Source organism: Curtobacterium sp. MCLR17_055 (assembly GCF_003234305.1).
Lineage (GTDB): Bacteria > Actinomycetota > Actinomycetes > Actinomycetales > Microbacteriaceae > Curtobacterium > Curtobacterium flaccumfaciens.
Window position 1 is genome coordinate 77,076 of record NZ_QKSX01000011.1, and the last position, 14,458, is coordinate 91,533.

General features: G+C 72.5%; 13 protein-coding genes. 6 read left to right on the forward strand and 7 right to left on the reverse strand.

The features are described from left to right. Window positions 1–68: 68 nt before the first annotated feature. Window positions 69–608: a hypothetical protein gene (locus tag DEJ09_RS11185; protein WP_111029819.1), complete on the reverse strand. Its 540-nt coding sequence runs from the start codon at window positions 606–608 to the stop codon at window positions 69–71. Window positions 609–892: 284 nt separating this feature from the next. Between DEJ09_RS11185 and DEJ09_RS11190 the strand changes: the two genes are divergently transcribed. Together DEJ09_RS11190 and DEJ09_RS11195 are read left to right on the forward strand one after the other, a co-directional pair. Next, complete coding sequence (locus tag DEJ09_RS11190) at window positions 893–1,627, forward strand: alpha/beta fold hydrolase (RefSeq protein WP_111088674.1); 735 nt, start codon at window positions 893–895, stop codon at window positions 1,625–1,627. A gap of 81 nt (window positions 1,628–1,708) precedes the next feature. After that, a complete protein-coding gene (locus tag DEJ09_RS11195) occupies window positions 1,709–3,328 on the forward strand; it encodes an MFS transporter (RefSeq protein WP_181433344.1) in 1,620 nt (539 codons plus the stop codon). Between the two features lie 63 nt (window positions 3,329–3,391). On the opposite strand, the gene DEJ09_RS11200 is transcribed toward DEJ09_RS11195, so the two are convergent. After that, the gene (locus DEJ09_RS11200; RefSeq protein WP_071405843.1) at window positions 3,392–3,709 is read right to left on the reverse strand and encodes a hypothetical protein; all 318 of its coding nucleotides are present in this window, start codon (window positions 3,707–3,709) and stop codon (window positions 3,392–3,394) included. Window positions 3,710–3,797: 88 nt separating this feature from the next. On the opposite strand from DEJ09_RS11200, the gene DEJ09_RS11205 reads away from it, so the two are divergent. After that, on the forward strand, window positions 3,798–5,021 hold the full coding sequence (locus DEJ09_RS11205) for a PP2C family protein-serine/threonine phosphatase (protein WP_111088678.1): 1,224 nt from the start codon (window positions 3,798–3,800) through the stop codon (window positions 5,019–5,021). Window positions 5,022–5,241: 220 nt separating this feature from the next. Here the strand turns inward: DEJ09_RS11205 and DEJ09_RS11210 are convergent, their stop codons facing one another. Then, on the reverse strand, window positions 5,242–6,111 hold the full coding sequence (locus DEJ09_RS11210; protein WP_111088680.1) for a phosphoribosylaminoimidazolesuccinocarboxamide synthase: 870 nt from the start codon (window positions 6,109–6,111) through the stop codon (window positions 5,242–5,244). After that, window positions 6,108–7,376, reverse strand: coding sequence for a phosphoribosylamine--glycine ligase (purD, locus tag DEJ09_RS11215; protein ID WP_110864321.1), 1,269 nt, complete (start codon window positions 7,374–7,376; stop codon window positions 6,108–6,110). Before purD ends, DEJ09_RS11210 begins: the two co-directional genes overlap by 4 nt. 57 nt (window positions 7,377–7,433) lie before the next feature. Between purD and DEJ09_RS11220 the strand changes: the two genes are divergently transcribed. Further along, a complete protein-coding gene (locus DEJ09_RS11220; protein ID WP_111088729.1) occupies window positions 7,434–7,805 on the forward strand; it encodes a sterol carrier family protein in 372 nt (123 codons plus the stop codon). 334 nt (window positions 7,806–8,139) lie between these two features. Here the strand turns inward: DEJ09_RS11220 and DEJ09_RS11225 are convergent, their stop codons facing one another. Beyond that, window positions 8,140–10,728, reverse strand: coding sequence for a LuxR C-terminal-related transcriptional regulator (locus DEJ09_RS11225; RefSeq protein ID WP_146245714.1), 2,589 nt, complete (start codon window positions 10,726–10,728; stop codon window positions 8,140–8,142). Between the two features lie 108 nt (window positions 10,729–10,836). Here DEJ09_RS11225 and DEJ09_RS11230 point away from each other — a divergent pair, with 108 nt between their 5' ends. Continuing rightward, entirely contained in the window at window positions 10,837–11,238 is a 402-nt protein-coding gene (locus tag DEJ09_RS11230; protein WP_111088684.1) for a hypothetical protein, read from the forward strand. Between the two features lie 85 nt (window positions 11,239–11,323). Here DEJ09_RS11230 and purF read toward each other — a convergent pair whose 3' ends face one another. Further along, window positions 11,324–12,781, reverse strand: coding sequence for an amidophosphoribosyltransferase (purF, locus tag DEJ09_RS11235; protein WP_027465037.1), 1,458 nt, complete (start codon window positions 12,779–12,781; stop codon window positions 11,324–11,326). Between the two features lie 73 nt (window positions 12,782–12,854). On the opposite strand from purF, the gene purM reads away from it, so the two are divergent. Beyond that, window positions 12,855–13,970 carry a phosphoribosylformylglycinamidine cyclo-ligase gene (purM, locus tag DEJ09_RS11240; RefSeq protein WP_110858852.1) on the forward strand — a complete coding sequence of 372 codons (1,116 nt, stop codon included), beginning with the start codon at window positions 12,855–12,857 and terminating at the stop codon, window positions 13,968–13,970. Window positions 13,971–14,188: 218 nt separating this feature from the next. Here the strand turns inward: purM and DEJ09_RS11245 are convergent, their stop codons facing one another. After that, window positions 14,189–14,407 carry a DUF3073 domain-containing protein gene (locus DEJ09_RS11245; RefSeq protein WP_017886249.1) on the reverse strand — a complete coding sequence of 73 codons (219 nt, stop codon included), beginning with the start codon at window positions 14,405–14,407 and terminating at the stop codon, window positions 14,189–14,191. Window positions 14,408–14,458: the final 51 nt, after the last annotated feature.

The following is a 14,458-nucleotide window of genomic DNA, read 5'->3' on the forward strand; positions in this document are numbered from 1 at the left end:
GCCGCGGTCGCCGCGGTCGCCGCGGTCGCCGCGCTCGCCGCGGTTGCCGTGGTGGCCGCGCTCGCCGGTCAGGCGGTCGTCGCGCCCTCGTCGAGCAGTCCCCGGAGCGTCGTGAGCCGTGCGGCGGACTCGTCGTCCGCCGCCGTCCACACCACGAGCACGTGCTCGGGGTCCTCCAGGCGACGCAGCTGCTCCCACCGCAGGTCGATCCGGCCCACCAGCGGGTTCTCGAACGCCGACTCCCCGCGGCGGGTCGGCCGGACCGCTCCGCCGGCCCACTCGGTCGCGAACGTCGTACTCCGGGCCATCAGCTCGCCCAGGAGCTCCTGGAACCGGTCGTCGGCGTCGTGTTCGTCCAGCGAGTCCCGGAGCATCGCGGCGGTGCGGTGCGCCTCGGCCTCCCAGCCGTCCACCGAGTCCTCGACCCAGGGGTTCAGGAAGGTGAACCGCGCCAGGTTCGTGCCGACGGTGAGGGACGCGGACAGGGCACCGGCGAGCCGGTTCGCCGCCACGACGTCCAGGTGGCGGTCGAAGACCACGACCGGTTCGGCGAGCGCGTCCACGAAGTCCTGGGCCGACGTCGTCGTCGTGCCGTCCTCGTGTTCCATGCGATCACGCTAACCGGCCGGGCCGTGGAGCAGGGGGGAGAAGGGGGCCCCGGCGGGGACCCCGTCGCGGAGCCTCCGCCCCGCAGGGGGACCCCGGCACGGTGTGTCCGACCGTCGGAGAGCACCGTGCGCCGCACCCGGGGCCGCCGGCACGGGCTGTCGTCGGGGGTGACGGGCAACGACAGGGACACGACGACGCAGCACCCCCAGCCCTAGCGTGACGACGCCGGGACCCCCCCGGTCCCCGCACCACCCCAGACGTTCGTCACGAAGGAGACCCGCACATGGCTGCACACACCATCGTCCTCGTCCACGGCGCGTTCGCCGACTCCGCCAGCTGGGCACCCGTCACCCGCGAGCTGCTCGACCGCGGCCACACCGTCCTCGTCCCGCCGGTCTACAACCGCAGCCTCGCCGAGGACGCCGCCTCGATCCGCGCCGTCGCCGAGCACGTCGACGGGCCGGTCGTCCTCGCCGGGCACTCGTACGGTGGCGCCGTGATCACCGTCGCCGGCGAGGCCGAGAACGTCGTCGGACTCGTCTACGTCTCCGGCTACGTGCTCGAGGTCGGCGAGAGCCTCGGGCAGCTGCAGGGTGGGTTCCCCGACTCCGACCTCGCCGCGAACCTGGTGTACACGCCGTACCCGGTCGCCGGCGCCGAGGACGGTACCGACGTCTCCGTCGCGATCGACGCGTTCCCGCAGGTCTTCGCCGCCGGGGTCGACCCGCGCGTCGCCGAGGTCCTGGCGGTCTCGCAGCGCCCGCTGTCCGGCGCCGCCTTCGGTGAACCGGCCTCCGCCGCCGCGTGGAAGACCACCCCCGCGTGGGCGATCGTCTCGTCCGACGACCACACCATCAACCCCGAGGTCGAGCGCTTCGGCTACACCCGCGCCGGCATCACCGACGTGACCGAGCTCGCCGCCCCGCACCTCGTCATGCAGACCCACCCGAAGGACGTCGCCGACGTCATCGAGCGCGCCGTCGCCGCGACCAGCGCGACCGACGCCGCGGCCGCCTGACCCGACCATCCCTGGAGGCGCGGCGTGCGCCCGACGCGCACCGCGCCTCCAGGATGTCCCCGTTCCACCCCAGGAGGCGACGTGACCACGGAACGCACCACCCCAGCACCCCGCGGCGGCGCCCTGGCGCCGCTCGCGATCCCGGTCTTCCGCGCCCTGTGGATCGCGGTGCTGGTGAGCAACATCGGCAGCTGGATGCAGACCGTCGGCGCGCAGTGGCTGCTCGTCGACGAGCACGCCGCACCCGTCGTCGTCGCCCTCGTGCAGACCGCGTCGAGCCTGCCGGTGCTGCTCGTCGGGATCCCCGCCGGGGTGATCGGCGAGTTCGTCGACCGGCGGCGGCTGCTCATCGGGGTGCAGGCGTTCCAGGTGGTCGTCGGCGTCGTGATGACCGTGCTCACCGCGACCGGCGACATGACCCCGGCGCTCCTGCTCACCGTCACGTTCCTGCTCGGGACCGCCTCGGCGCTCCAGCTGCCCGCGTACCAGGCGCTCGTGCCCGAGATCGTGCCGCGCGCCGCGATCACCGACGCCGCGGCGCTCAGCTCCGTCGGCGTCAACGTCGCCCGGGCGATCGGACCGGCGCTCGCCGGGGTGGTGATCGCGCAGCTCGGCGTGCCGTTCGTGTTCGCCGCCAACGCGCTGTCGTTCGCGCTCTTCCTGGTGGTGCTCGTCGCCTGGCGCGGCTACCAGCGCCCCGAGACGCGGGCCGAACCGTTCATCGACGCCACCCGCGCCGGGCTGCGGTACGTCCTGCACGCGGCGGTCGTCCGCCGGCTGCTCGTGCAGCTCGCCGTCTTCATGGTGCCCGCGAACGCGCTGTGGGCACTCCTGCCGCTCGTCGCCGACGGCTCGCTCGGCCTGTCCTCCGGCGGGTACGGACTCCTGCTCGCCGCCGTCGGCATCGGGTCCGTCGGCGGGGCGTTCCTGATGCCGGCGGTCCGTGCGCGGCTCGGCATCGGCCGCACGGTCGGCATCGCCTCGGTGGTGTTCGGCGTCTGCACCACCGTCATCGCGCTCGTCCCCGTGCTGGCGGTCGTGCTCGTCGCGCTGCTGGTCGGCGGGGTGGCCTGGATCGCCGTGGTGACGACCCTGAACGGCACCGTGCAGGCGTTCCTGCCCGCCTGGGTCCGGACCCGCGGGCTCGCCGCGTACCAGCTCGTGCTGTTCGGCTGCACCGCGATCGGTGCGGCGCTCGCCGGCGCGGTCGCCACGCCGCTCGGGGTGACGGGCGTGCTCGCCGGGGCCGGCGTCCTTACCGCGCTCAGCGCCGCAGTGCTGCTCGTGTCCGGGTTTCCGGTGCTCACCGACCGGCAGCGCGCCGTGACGCCGATGCCGTTCGGGGACGAGGTGTTCGTGGCGGACGACCACGGCGCGGCGACGGGGGAGACCCTCGTGCTGCTGCACTGGACGGTCCCGGCGGACGCGGTCGACGAGTTCCGGGCGCGCGCCGAACGGCTCGGGCGGAGTCGTCGGCGGACCGGTGCCCGTGACTGGAACCTCTACCGGGACGCCGCGACCGGGCCGGACGCCTGGGTGGAGGCGTTCCGGGTGGGGTCGTGGCAGGAGCACGTCGACCAGCACGAGGTCCGGCAGACCGGGGACGACGCGCGGACCCTGCAGGCGGTGCGCGAGGTCGCGGGCGAGCCGCGTGTCGAGCACCTGGTCGCGGAGGGGGTCGGCAGTCCGTCGTCAGGGTGACGGGGTCAGCGGCCGGTCGGGGTGGTGGGCGGGGTCAGCAGCCGGTCGGGGTGGCGGGTGGTGTCAGCAGCCGGTCGTGGTGAGGGTCACCGTCGCGACCGTGCCGTCGGACACCTTGGTCGTCTGTGGGCAGAGGTCGCCGGCGCGGACCGTGACCTTGCCGAGGGGAACGCCCGCGAAGTCGGCCGTGCCGCCCGGGAACACCCGCTGGTGCTCGGAGAGCTTGCCGGTCGAGGCGAACACCTTGACCTCGTACGGGTGGTCCGCGGCGTTCGACGACACCGTGACCGACACCTGGCCGGTGGAGTCGTGGGCGCCACAGCCGGCGAGGGCCAGGAGCGCGGCCACGCCGAGGACGGTTGCGGGGACGACTCGGAGCACGACGACCAGGGTACGCCGCCGCGCCCGACCACTTGCGCCCTCCGGACTGGGGCCAGGCCCTGTCCGTTCAGCGCGTTACCGTGGGAGCATGCAGCCGGAAACCGCGATGTCCGTGCCCGCGCCGACCGGGGCCGATGCCGTCCGGCGAGCGGCCCTGATCGCGGCGCTCGACGTGGTCGACGGTGGCGTCGAGGAACGGTTCGAACGGATCACCCGCATCGCGCGCGAGGCCCTCGGGGTCTCCGGCTCGTTCCTCAACCTGGCCGGCGAGACCACGCTGACGATCAAGTCGCAGCAGAGCGACGACGCCTTCGGGCCGGTCATCCCGCTGCAGGACACCTTCTGCGGACGGACCCTGGGCGAGCAGGGGCCCGTGGTCGTCCCGGATGCCCGCGAGGACGCCCGGTACGCGGACCTGCCGATGGTGCTCGGTGACCCGAACGTCCGGTTCTACGCCGGGGTCGGGCTCCGTGCCGGCGACGACGACCTGAAGATCGGCACCCTCTGCCTGATCGACCCCGAGCCGCGCACCCTCGACACCGACGAGCTCGAACTGCTGCAGGAACTCGGCGTCTGGGCGGAGCGCGAACTGCTCGCCGGAGCCGACGAGGACCGCCTGCGCACCGTGCTCAACGGCCTGCAGCCGACCGAGGTGCAGGTTCCCGGGTACCGGATCACGGGGATGTCGATCCCGCACGGGCTCGTCTCCGGTGACTTCCACGACTGGCACCGCTCCGGCGAGGACTCGATCCACCTGACCGTGTCGGACGTCATGGGCAAGGGGATGTCCGCCGGGCTCCTCGCCGCGAACATCCGCGGAGGCCTGCTCGCCCGCGGCGACCAGGACCCGGGCACCGCCGTCGCCGAACTCGAGGCGCAGGTCGCCCCCGAGCTCAGCCGTGCCGAGTCCTTCGCGACGATGTTCCACGGCCGGCTGACCCCGTCCACCGGGCGCCTCGACTTCGCCGACGCCGGCCACGGGCTCGTGCTGCAGCTCCGTGACGACGGTGCCGAGCGGATCCTGCGGTCGTCGGACCTGCCGATCGGGCTGCACCCCGCCGGGATGCCCCGCGCCGCCGGGTCGCTCGTGCTCCGGCCGGGTGACGTGCTCATCGTCGTGACGGACGGCGCGCTCGAGCTCTGGGACTCCACGCTCGCGTCGCTGTCCGAGCTGGGGTCGCTGTACCGGGAGTCCCCGGACGTCGAGACGTTCCTGCAGCGGGTGCGCGCACGTGTCGCCGAGAACGACCCGGGCGACGACCTGACCGTCGTCGTCGTGGCGCGCGACGCACTCGGCGCGTTCGAGGCCTGACCGGTCTAGAACTGTCGGCTGGTTCGTCGGCGGTCGCGCGGCGAGTCGTCGCCGGTCGAGTGGTCGTGACGTGTCGTGGGCGGGGCGCCGAGTGGTCGCGAACTGTCGGTTGGCGGGGCCTCGGGCGACGGTTCGTGACCGTTCGCCGGACCTGAGCGGGGTGTCGTGACCGTCCGGGCCACGCCACGCCACACCACGTGCCGGCCGGCCGGGCGCGGCGTCAGGCGCCGAGGCGCTCGATCAGCTCGGCGTAGCGCGCAGCCGTGCGCTCGACGATCTCGGCCGGGAGCACCGGCGGAGTTCCCTGGCGATCCCAGTGCGCGCTGAGCCAGTCCCGCACGATCTGTTTGTCGAACGAGTCGGTGCGGTCGGCGGAGCGGGCGTCCCAGTAGCGGCTGGAGTCGCTCGTCAGGACCTCGTCGGCGATGCGGATCCGGCCGGTGGCGTCCTGCCCGAACTCGAACTTCGTGTCCGCGATGACGACGTCCCGCTCGAGGGCGATGGCCGCGGCCTCGGTGTAGACGTGCAGCGAGAGCTCGCGCAGGGTGGCCGCGGTCTCGGCACCGACCAGGTCGACGGTCCGCTCGTACGAGATGTTCTCGTCGTGCTCGCCCTGGGCCGCCTTGTACGCCGGCGTGTAGATCGGTTCCGGCAGGCGGTCACCGTTGGACAGGCCCGCGGGGAGCGCGACGCCGCACACGCTGCCGGTCTCCTGGTACTCGGCCCAGCCGCTGCCGACCAGGTACCCGCGCACGACGCACTCGACGGGGAACATCGTGAGCGGCATGACGTGCATCGACCGTGCCTCGACCTCGGCGGGCACCGGGGTGCCACCGGAGGACGGGCCGATGATGTGGTTCGGGACGTCGCTCAGCTGGGTGAACCAGAACCGCGACAGGCGGGTCAGCAGCTCGCCCTTGCCCGGGATCGGCGGCTCGAGCGCGAAGTCGTACGCGCTGACCCGGTCCGAGGCGACGAGCAGCAGCTCGGACGCACTCGCCAGGTCGGCGGTGCCCTCGGGCACGTAGAGCTCGCGGACCTTGCCGGACGAGACGTGCCGCCAGCCGGCGATCGGCGCGGGGGCGGTCACTTCGCGACCTTCGCGGCGATGTCGGTGCGGAACTGCGCGCCCTCGAGCGTGATGTCGCCGAGCCCGGCGTAGGCACGCTCACGGGCCTGGGCGAAGTCCGACCCGGTCGCGACGACGCTGAGCACCCGGCCGCCCGTGGCGACGAGCGTGTCGTCGAGGACGCCGGTGGCGGCGTGCGCGACCGAGACGCCGTCGCGGGCGTTCGCGTCGTCGATGCCGGTGATCGGTCGGCCGGTCTGCGGGTTCTCCGGGTAGCCCTCGCTCGCCAGGACGACGGTCACGGCGACCTCGTCGCGGAACACGGGTGCGGGCACGGCACCGAGCTGCCCGGTGGCGGCAGCCAGCAGGAGTTCGCTGAGCGGGGTGGCCAGGCGGGGGAGCACGACCTGCGTCTCCGGGTCACCGAAGCGCGCGTTGAACTCGATCACGCGGACGCCCTGCTCGGTGACGATGAGGCCGCAGTACAGGAGTCCGACGAACGGCGTGCCCTCGTGCTCGAGACGACGGACGGTCGGCAGCGCGACGAGCTCGGTGACCTCGTCGACGAAGGCCTGCTCGGACGGCCAGCGGTCGGCGAGCCACGGCAGCGGCGAGTACGCGCCCATGCCGCCCGTGTTCGGTCCGAGGTCGCCGTCGGCCAGGCGCTTGTAGTCCTGTGCCGGGCTGAGCGCGCGGACGTCGTGCCCGTCGCTCAGGAAGAACAACGAGACCTCTTCGCCGTCGAGGAACTCCTCGACCACGACGTGTCCGTGCTGGAGCCAGTAGGTGGCGTGGTCGATCGCGGCCTGGCGGTCGTCGGTCACGAGCACGCCCTTGCCGGCGGCGAGCCCGTCGGCCTTGACCACGTACGGGGCGCCGAGCTCGTCGATCGCGGCGACGGCTTCGTCCGCCGTGCCCGCGTAGACCGGACGCCCCGTGGGCACACCGGCCTCGCCCATGATCCGCTTGGCGAACGCCTTCGAGCCCTCGAGCTGCGCGGCGGCCTTGCCCGGCCCGAACACCGGGATGCCGCGGGTGCGCACCGGGTCGGCCACGCCGGCGATGAGCGGGGCCTCTGGGCCCACGACGACGAGCTCGACGTCGTTCTCGATGGCGTACTCGGCGACGAGCGCACCGTTGGTGGGGTCGAGGGAGACGGTCTCGACGTCGGCGGCGATGCCGGCGTTGCCGGGCGCTGCCGTGATGACGTGACCCGCATGCTCAGCGAGGAGGGCCGTGATGATCGCGTGCTCGCGGGCACCGGAACCGAGGACGAGGATTCGCACCCGATCACCCTACCCAGCCCGACTCGCCGCCCGCGATGCGAGGGCTAGCCTGTGGAGATGCCACCCAGGAGGATCGAGGACGCCGACGGGCGCGCGGCACTTGCTGCCGTGCGTCGTGGGGAGACGGCTCGACCGGCCGTCGCGACCGCGGTTCGGTGGACGTTGCAGTGCCTGGCGGACGAGGTCCCGGGCAACAGCGTCGAGGTTCGGGTGCCGCCCTTCGCCGCCGTCCAGGCCGTGCCCGGACCCCGGCACACCCGTGGCACGCCGCCGAACGTGGTCGAGACCGACGCCACCACGTGGCTCGCCCTCTCGTCCGGCGAGCTGACCTGGGCCGAGGCGGTCGCGCAGTCGCGCGTCAGCGCCTCGGGCTCGCGCGCCGACCTGACGGCGTTCCTGCCGGTCCGGCTGCCCGCCCCCGGCGCCTGACCCTGCGAGCCGCCGGCACCGATCCGCCGGCACCGATCCGCCGGCACCGATCCGCCAGCACCGAGCCGCCGCGGCGAAAGCGCCTGCGGAGAACTCCCACGCGAATTAGGTAGTGCCTACCGATGCGCCCGCATCGACCGGGTTCCTAGGCTTGAAGTCGCCGGGATTCGGACCCGACCCGAACGGGTCCGAACCCGGCGACAGGCACCAAGGTACGCGATGTTCCACACAACGTGTCAATCGTGGCGGCGCGTCGTGCTGCAATCCGCAACGTTCTTGCGTGCGCGACAGCCGACGCGGAACGCGGAACCGGCCGTACCGAGTGCCGAGCAGCTCAGAGCAGCTCGCTGAGCTCCGACCGCGCGTGCAGGTCCCACTTCGCGAAGACACGCGACAGGTGCGCGTCGATCGTCCGCGTCGAGAGCCCGAGGGACTCCGCGATCCGCCGGTTGCTCAGCCCCTGCGCTGCGAGCTCGGCGACCTCGTACTCGCGCTTCGTCAGCGGCGGTTTCGAGCGCCCGGCGGTCACCGAGACGCCGTGCGCCGCGAGCACGCCCTGCGCCGCGATCACCCGCGTGCGGTCACCAGCGCGCACGGCGTCGGCGTACTCGATCACGGCGGCGGCGAGTGGCCCGTCGACGCGGGTCGCCGCCTCGCGCATCCGCTCGAGCGAGCTGTTCGAGTCGCGCCCCTGCGCCATGCCGACCGCGTGGTGCAGGGCGTACCCGTACATCACGTGCGTCCACGAGCCGTTGGCCGTGCTGCGTTCGATGATCTCGTCGGCGTGCTGCAGTCCGGCCGGGTTGCCGAGCACGGCCTCGGTCCAGGCGATCGACACGCCGACCTGCTCGCCGGTGATGCGCATCGCCCGCTGCGGGGTGGTCCGGGCTCGTTCGAGCGCGCTGGCGGCTGCTTCCGGGCGTCCGCCGTACGCGAGCGCGAGGGCCAGACGTGCCCAGGGGTAGGCCGCGAACCCGCCGTGGTCGGCGATGTCGTACCGTTCGCACGCCGCCGAGAACGCGGCGACGGCGTCGTCCCAGCGGCGCTGTGCGATCGCCAGGTTGCCCTGGCCGATGAGCTCGAGCGTGAAGTCGTACTTCAGGTAGGGGCTGGACCGACCCGCGGGCACCTCGATGATCAGGTCGTCGAGGTCGCCGCGCCACATCTGCACCTGGTGGAGGACGGAGGAGTTCTCGCCGACGCTCCAGGGTGCTGCCTCGACGTGCGCCACGGCGGTGGCCAGGGCGCGGTGACCGAGCGCGGACGCGTCGTCCAGTCGGCCGGCGGTCGCCAACGCCATCACGGCGCAGGGTGCGACGGCGAGGAACGACATCGGCATCGTCGGGGCGTCCACGATGCCGCTGCGCTCGATCTCGGCCCGGACCTCGGCGAAGTCGCCGCCCCAGCCCTGGTGCGCCATCCGCAGCAGCCGCAGCCGTTCGACGGCCTCGTCAGAAACCACCAGGCGCGTGGCGGCATCGGTCAGGGCGACCGCCGCCGCGACGTCGTCGTCGTGGAACTGGCGGATGTTCGCCAGGGTCTCGCACGCTTCGATGACGGCCTCGTCGGTGACGTCGCCGACGTGCCGCTTCGCCACGCCCCAGGCGGCTTCCGCGTCGGCGCGGCCGGCTTCACGGCCGTCCGAGTACGAGTACGCCAGCGAGCGGAGGCAGTGCGCCGCGACCTGTTCGGTGGGGGTGAGCGTCGTGCGGAGCGCTGCCGAGGCCAGGGCGATGCCGCTCTCGTGCTCCTGCAGCCGCACGGCGACCTGCGCCGCGTCGAGCAGCTGGTCGACCGACGGCAGGACCCCGCACTCGAGCGACCACAGTGCGGCACGCAGGCGTGCGGCGGGCGGTGCGCCCTCGGGCCGGTCGGTGCGGAAGGCGTTGGCGCGCGCGAAGAGTGCCGTTCGCCGGGCCACCGGCACCAGGGTGCGGATGACCTCGCCGACGAGCGGGTGCGACGGCCGGACGACCGCGGCGCCGTCGTCGAGCGAGTCGATCCGGACCAGGCCGAGCACGACGACCCGGTCGACGTCCCCGCCGGTCACCAGACCGAGCAGGCGGGCGAGCGGGATCGGGTCGGCGAGGGCGACGATGTCGACGACGTCGCGCAGGTCCTCCGGCAGCGACCCGAGTTCGGTGCGGTACATGTCCGCGAGGCTGTCCGACGCGGTCACGCGCCCGCGCCAGTACCACCCGGTCGCGGTGTGGTCGAGGGCGCCGGAGACCCGCGCCGCACGGACCACCTCGCGCAGGTACAGCGGGTTGCCGGCGGTGGCGCGGTGGACGCGCTCGGCCGAGGCGTTCTCGAGCGGCGAGCCCAGCGCCTCGGCCACGAGCGCCGCGGTCTCGTGCAGCGCCAGGGGCTGCAGGTCGATGCGCTCGAGCAGGTCGTCCTGCCACAGCGCGCGGAGCGGCTCGGGGAGCGCCGTGAAGTCGCGGCAGGTCAGGACGAGCCGAGCACCCTGCCGGCGGACCAGCCAGGCGACGTACCGCGCGGAGATCGCGTCGAGGTGGTCGGCGTCGTCCACGCGGAGCAGGACGTCGCGGTCGACGAGGTCCTCGATCGCCCGGAAGCGCTGCTCGGCGCCGGTGTCGTCGGACAGCTCCGAGATGGACGCCGGCAACTCGCCGAAGCGCTCGGCGACGGCGCCGAAGGGCATCGACCGGCTCGCGGCGACCGCCGTGATCGGCACGACGACGGTGCGGCCGGTGCCGTCGCGACCGGCGACGCGGTCGGTGACCCGCGCCGCAGCGGTGCTCTTGCCGATGCCGGGGGCACCGACGAGCGCGACGCTCCACCGGTGCTCGGCGACGACGGCGACGGCGCGGTCCTCTTCCGCGCGCTGTGCGACGGGCCAGGCCACGCGGGCGGGGGCGGCCGGTCGGCGTCGGCGGGCGGGTGCGGTTCGTTCACGCATCCGACACACCTCCTCCGCTTGGGATACCGACCAGTAGCGACCATCCTCTCCCGGATCGGTCGCCGCGCACAGGCCGCGGGACGTCCCACAGTGGGGGACAATGGACAGGTGAGCAACACCGATCGACCCGACGAGCAGCCGCTCCCCACGCCGGCACCGGCTCCCAGTGCGGTCGCCAGCCCCGACGAGGTCACCATCCGCCGTGCACCGAAGTTCGGCGTGTTCATCGTCGGAGGTGCCGTGCTCGGGTTCCTCGCGACCCTCGTCGTGGTCGCCCTCACCATGAACCTCGGCGGCCAGCGGGACCAGACCAGCTTCGGCAGCCTGGTCGGCTACTTCAGCCTGTGGGGCGTCACGATCGGCGCCTTCGTCGGTGCGGTCGTCGCCGTCGTGTTCGACCGGGTCTACGCCCGGCGGTCGGCCCGCCTGACGGCGGAGCGCGTCGAGGTCGAACTGCCGCCCGAGACGGTCGACGGCGAGCTCGACGACCACGGTGACCAGCGGCCGTAGCCGCTCCCGATCAACGGACTGGAGGCCCGGTGCCAGCTGGCACCGGGCCTCCCGTCCGTCTGGTGATCGCGATCGCGACCCCCACTCAGCTGAGCTGGTTCGCCTCGACCCAGGACAGGTACTCCGGGCTCACGGTGCCCGTGACGTACTCGCCCGTGAAGCAGCTCATCTCGAGGTCGGTCACGTCCGAGCCCTCGATGATGGCGTCGCGCATGTCCCCGACCTCCTGGTAGATCAGGTGGTCGCTGCCGAGCACGCGGTTGATCTCCGGGATCTTCCGGTCGTGCGCGATGAGCTCCGCGCGCGTCGGCATGTTGATGCCGTAGACGTGCGGGAACCGGACAGGGGGAGCGGCGCTCGTGAACGTGACCTCGTTCGCGCCGGCGGCCCGGGCCATCTCGACGATCTCGCGGCTCGTGGTGCCGCGGACGATCGAGTCGTCGACGATCAGGATGTTCTTGCCCTTGAACTCGGACGACATCGCGTTGAGCTTCTGGCGCACCGAACGCTTGCGCTCCGCCTGCCCCGGCATGATGAAGGTGCGGCCGACGTAGCGGTTCTTGTAGAAGCCCTCGCGGTACTCGATGCCGAGCTTCCGGGCGACCTGCATGGCCGCCGGACGGCTCGAGTCCGGGATCGGCATGACGACGTCGATGTCACCGGTCGGCGCGTACTGCTCGATGGTGTCGGCCAGGCGGTTGCCGAGGCGCAGGCGCGCGTCGTAGACCGAGATGCCGTTCATCACCGAGTCGGGACGTGCCAGGTAGACGTACTCGAACGAGCACGGCACCAGGCGCGGGTTCTTCGCGCACTGGCGGGCGTGCATCTGTCCGTTCATCTCGATGAAGACGGCCTCGCCCGGGGCGATGTCGCGGACGATCTCGTACCCGCCGGACTCGAGCACGAGCGACTCGCTCGCGACGACCCACTCCGGCTGCCCGGCCTCGTCGAACTTGTGGCCGAGGATCAGCGGGCGGATGCCGAACGGGTCGCGGAAGGCCAGCAGCCCGTGCCCGGCGATGGTCGCGATCGTGGCGTAGGAGCCCTCGACCCGCTCGTGCACGCGCTCGACGGCGTCGAACACCTGGCCCGGGTCGAGGTTCGCGCCGCGGACCTGGCCCTGCAGTTCGTGCGCCAGCACGTTCACCAGGAGCTCGGTGTCGCTCGTCGTGTTCAGGTGACGACGGTCGATGTCGAACAGTTCACGCGTGAGTTCCCGCGTGTTGGTGAGGTTGCCGTTGTGGACGAGGACGATGCCGTACGGCGCGTTCACGTAGAACGGCTGGGCTTCTTCTTCGTTCGTCGCGGCGCCCTTGGTGGCGTAGCGGACGTGTCCGAGCCCCATGGTGCCGAGGAGGGCACGCATGTCGCGGGTGCGGAACGCCTCGCGCACGTGCCCGCGGGTCTTGTGCATGTGGTGCACGTGACCCTCGACCGTGGCGATGCCCGTCGAGTCCTGCCCGCGGTGCTGCAGGAGGAGCAGTGCGTCGTAGATGGATTGGTTGGCGGGGCCCTGCGCAACAAGGCCGACGATGCCGCACATTCGCGGGTGTGCTCCAGACCGTAGAATCGGGGGGTACCGAACAAGTCTGCCATGTCACCGCGAAGGACTCCGCATGCCCAACCCGTACGCCGAAGCCGGAGTGGACACCGCTGCCGGTGACCTGGCCGTCGAACTGATGAAGTCCGCGGTCGCGGCCACCCACAACGCCTCGGTCCTCGGGGGCGTCGGTGGGTTCGCCGGGCTCTACGACGTCTCGTTCCTGAAGGACTTCTCACACCCGTTGCTCGCGACCTCGACCGACGGCGTCGGCACCAAGGTCGCCATCGCGCAGGCGATCGACAAGCACGACACCATCGGGCAGGACCTGGTCGGCATGGTCGTCGACGACATCGTCGTGGTCGGCGCGAAGCCGCTGTTCATGACCGACTACATCGCCTGCGGTCGCGTGGTGCCGGGCCGGATCGCCGACATCGTCGCCGGCATCGCCCGCGGCTGCTCGGAGACCGGCACCGCACTGGTCGGTGGCGAGACCGCCGAGCACCCGGGGCTGCTCGGCCCGGACGACTACGACGTGGCCGGTGCGGCGACGGGTGTCGTCGAGGCCGACGCGCAGCTCGGCGCGCACCTGGTGCAGGACGGCGACGTGGTCCTGGCGATCGAGTCGTCGGGGTTGCACTCCAACGGATACTCGCTCGTGCGGCACATCCTGGCGTCGCGGGGCGTCGGCTTCACGGACCAGCTGCCCGAACTGAGCGGCGTCGGGTTCGGCGGCGCGGTCTCCGTCGGCGAAGCCCTGCTCGAGCCGACCCGCCTGTACACCGCCCCGCTCCTGGCACTGCTCGAGCAGCACCCGGGCGCGGTGCACTCGCTCTCGCACGTGACCGGGGGTGGCATCGCCGCGAACCTGGCGCGTGTGCTGCCCGTCGGCTCCTGGGTCGAGGTCGACCGTTCCACCTGGCAGCCGCTCCCGGTGTTCCGGGTCCTGGCCGACATGGCCGGCACCCCGATCGAGGACACGGAGGGTACCTGGAACCTGGGCATCGGCATGTTCGCCGTCGTCTCGGCCGGGGCTGCTGCCGAGGTCATCGCCTCGCTCGGTGCCGCCGGCATGCCCACGTGGCCAGTCGGCACGATCGCCACGTCCGCGCGGGACCTGACCGGGTTCGAGCAGGGCGCCAAGGGTGTCGACGGCGGCGCGGTCCGGCTCGTCGGGAGCTACGCGGGCTGACCCGCCGGGCGGCGTGCTGCCGCCGCGCCGTTCTGCCTGCGGCGAGTGGTCACGAACCGTCGTTCGGCAGGCCTGCAACCGACGGGTTGTGACCGCTCGCCGTCGTGCACGCGGTGAATCGTGACCACTCAAGGCCGGGATCCAGCGCGCCGACGGGTGTCCGGGCACGCGGAAACGCCGCGCTGCCCGAGGGCTGCGCGGCGTCACTGCGAGAGAGGTCAGGCGGACTTGTTCTGGTCTGCCTGGGTCTCGAACTCGTCTTCGTCTTCCGCCGGTTCCGGACCGTACTGGTCCGCCCAACGGTCGACGTAGTTCTCGTCGGAGTGTTGTCCGGCGGAGAGCTCCTGCTCGAGCGCACCGTAGTTCGTCTGCGGGCTGAAGTACTTCAGCTCACGGGCGACCTTGGTGTGCTTCGCCTTCTGACGGCCGCGCCCCATGCGTGACCCCCTCGTTCGGCTCTGGTCCGGTCCTGGCGAATGACGGAAGAT

Coding starts and splice junctions, on each gene's coding strand:
- DEJ09_RS11185 (WP_111029819.1), bottom strand. CDS start 608: ATGGAACACGAGGACGGCACGACGACGACGTCGGCCCAGGACTTCGTG.
- DEJ09_RS11190 (WP_111088674.1), top strand. CDS start 893: ATGGCTGCACACACCATCGTCCTCGTCCACGGCGCGTTCGCCGACTCC.
- DEJ09_RS11225 (WP_146245714.1), bottom strand. CDS start 10,728: ATGCGTGAACGAACCGCACCCGCCCGCCGACGCCGACCGGCCGCCCCC.
- purM (WP_110858852.1), top strand. CDS start 12,855: ATGCCCAACCCGTACGCCGAAGCCGGAGTGGACACCGCTGCCGGTGAC.
- DEJ09_RS11220 (WP_111088729.1), top strand. CDS start 7,434: ATGCCACCCAGGAGGATCGAGGACGCCGACGGGCGCGCGGCACTTGCT.
- DEJ09_RS11205 (WP_111088678.1), top strand. CDS start 3,798: ATGCAGCCGGAAACCGCGATGTCCGTGCCCGCGCCGACCGGGGCCGAT.
- purF (WP_027465037.1), bottom strand. CDS start 12,781: ATGTGCGGCATCGTCGGCCTTGTTGCGCAGGGCCCCGCCAACCAATCC.
- DEJ09_RS11245 (WP_017886249.1), bottom strand. CDS start 14,407: ATGGGGCGCGGCCGTCAGAAGGCGAAGCACACCAAGGTCGCCCGTGAG.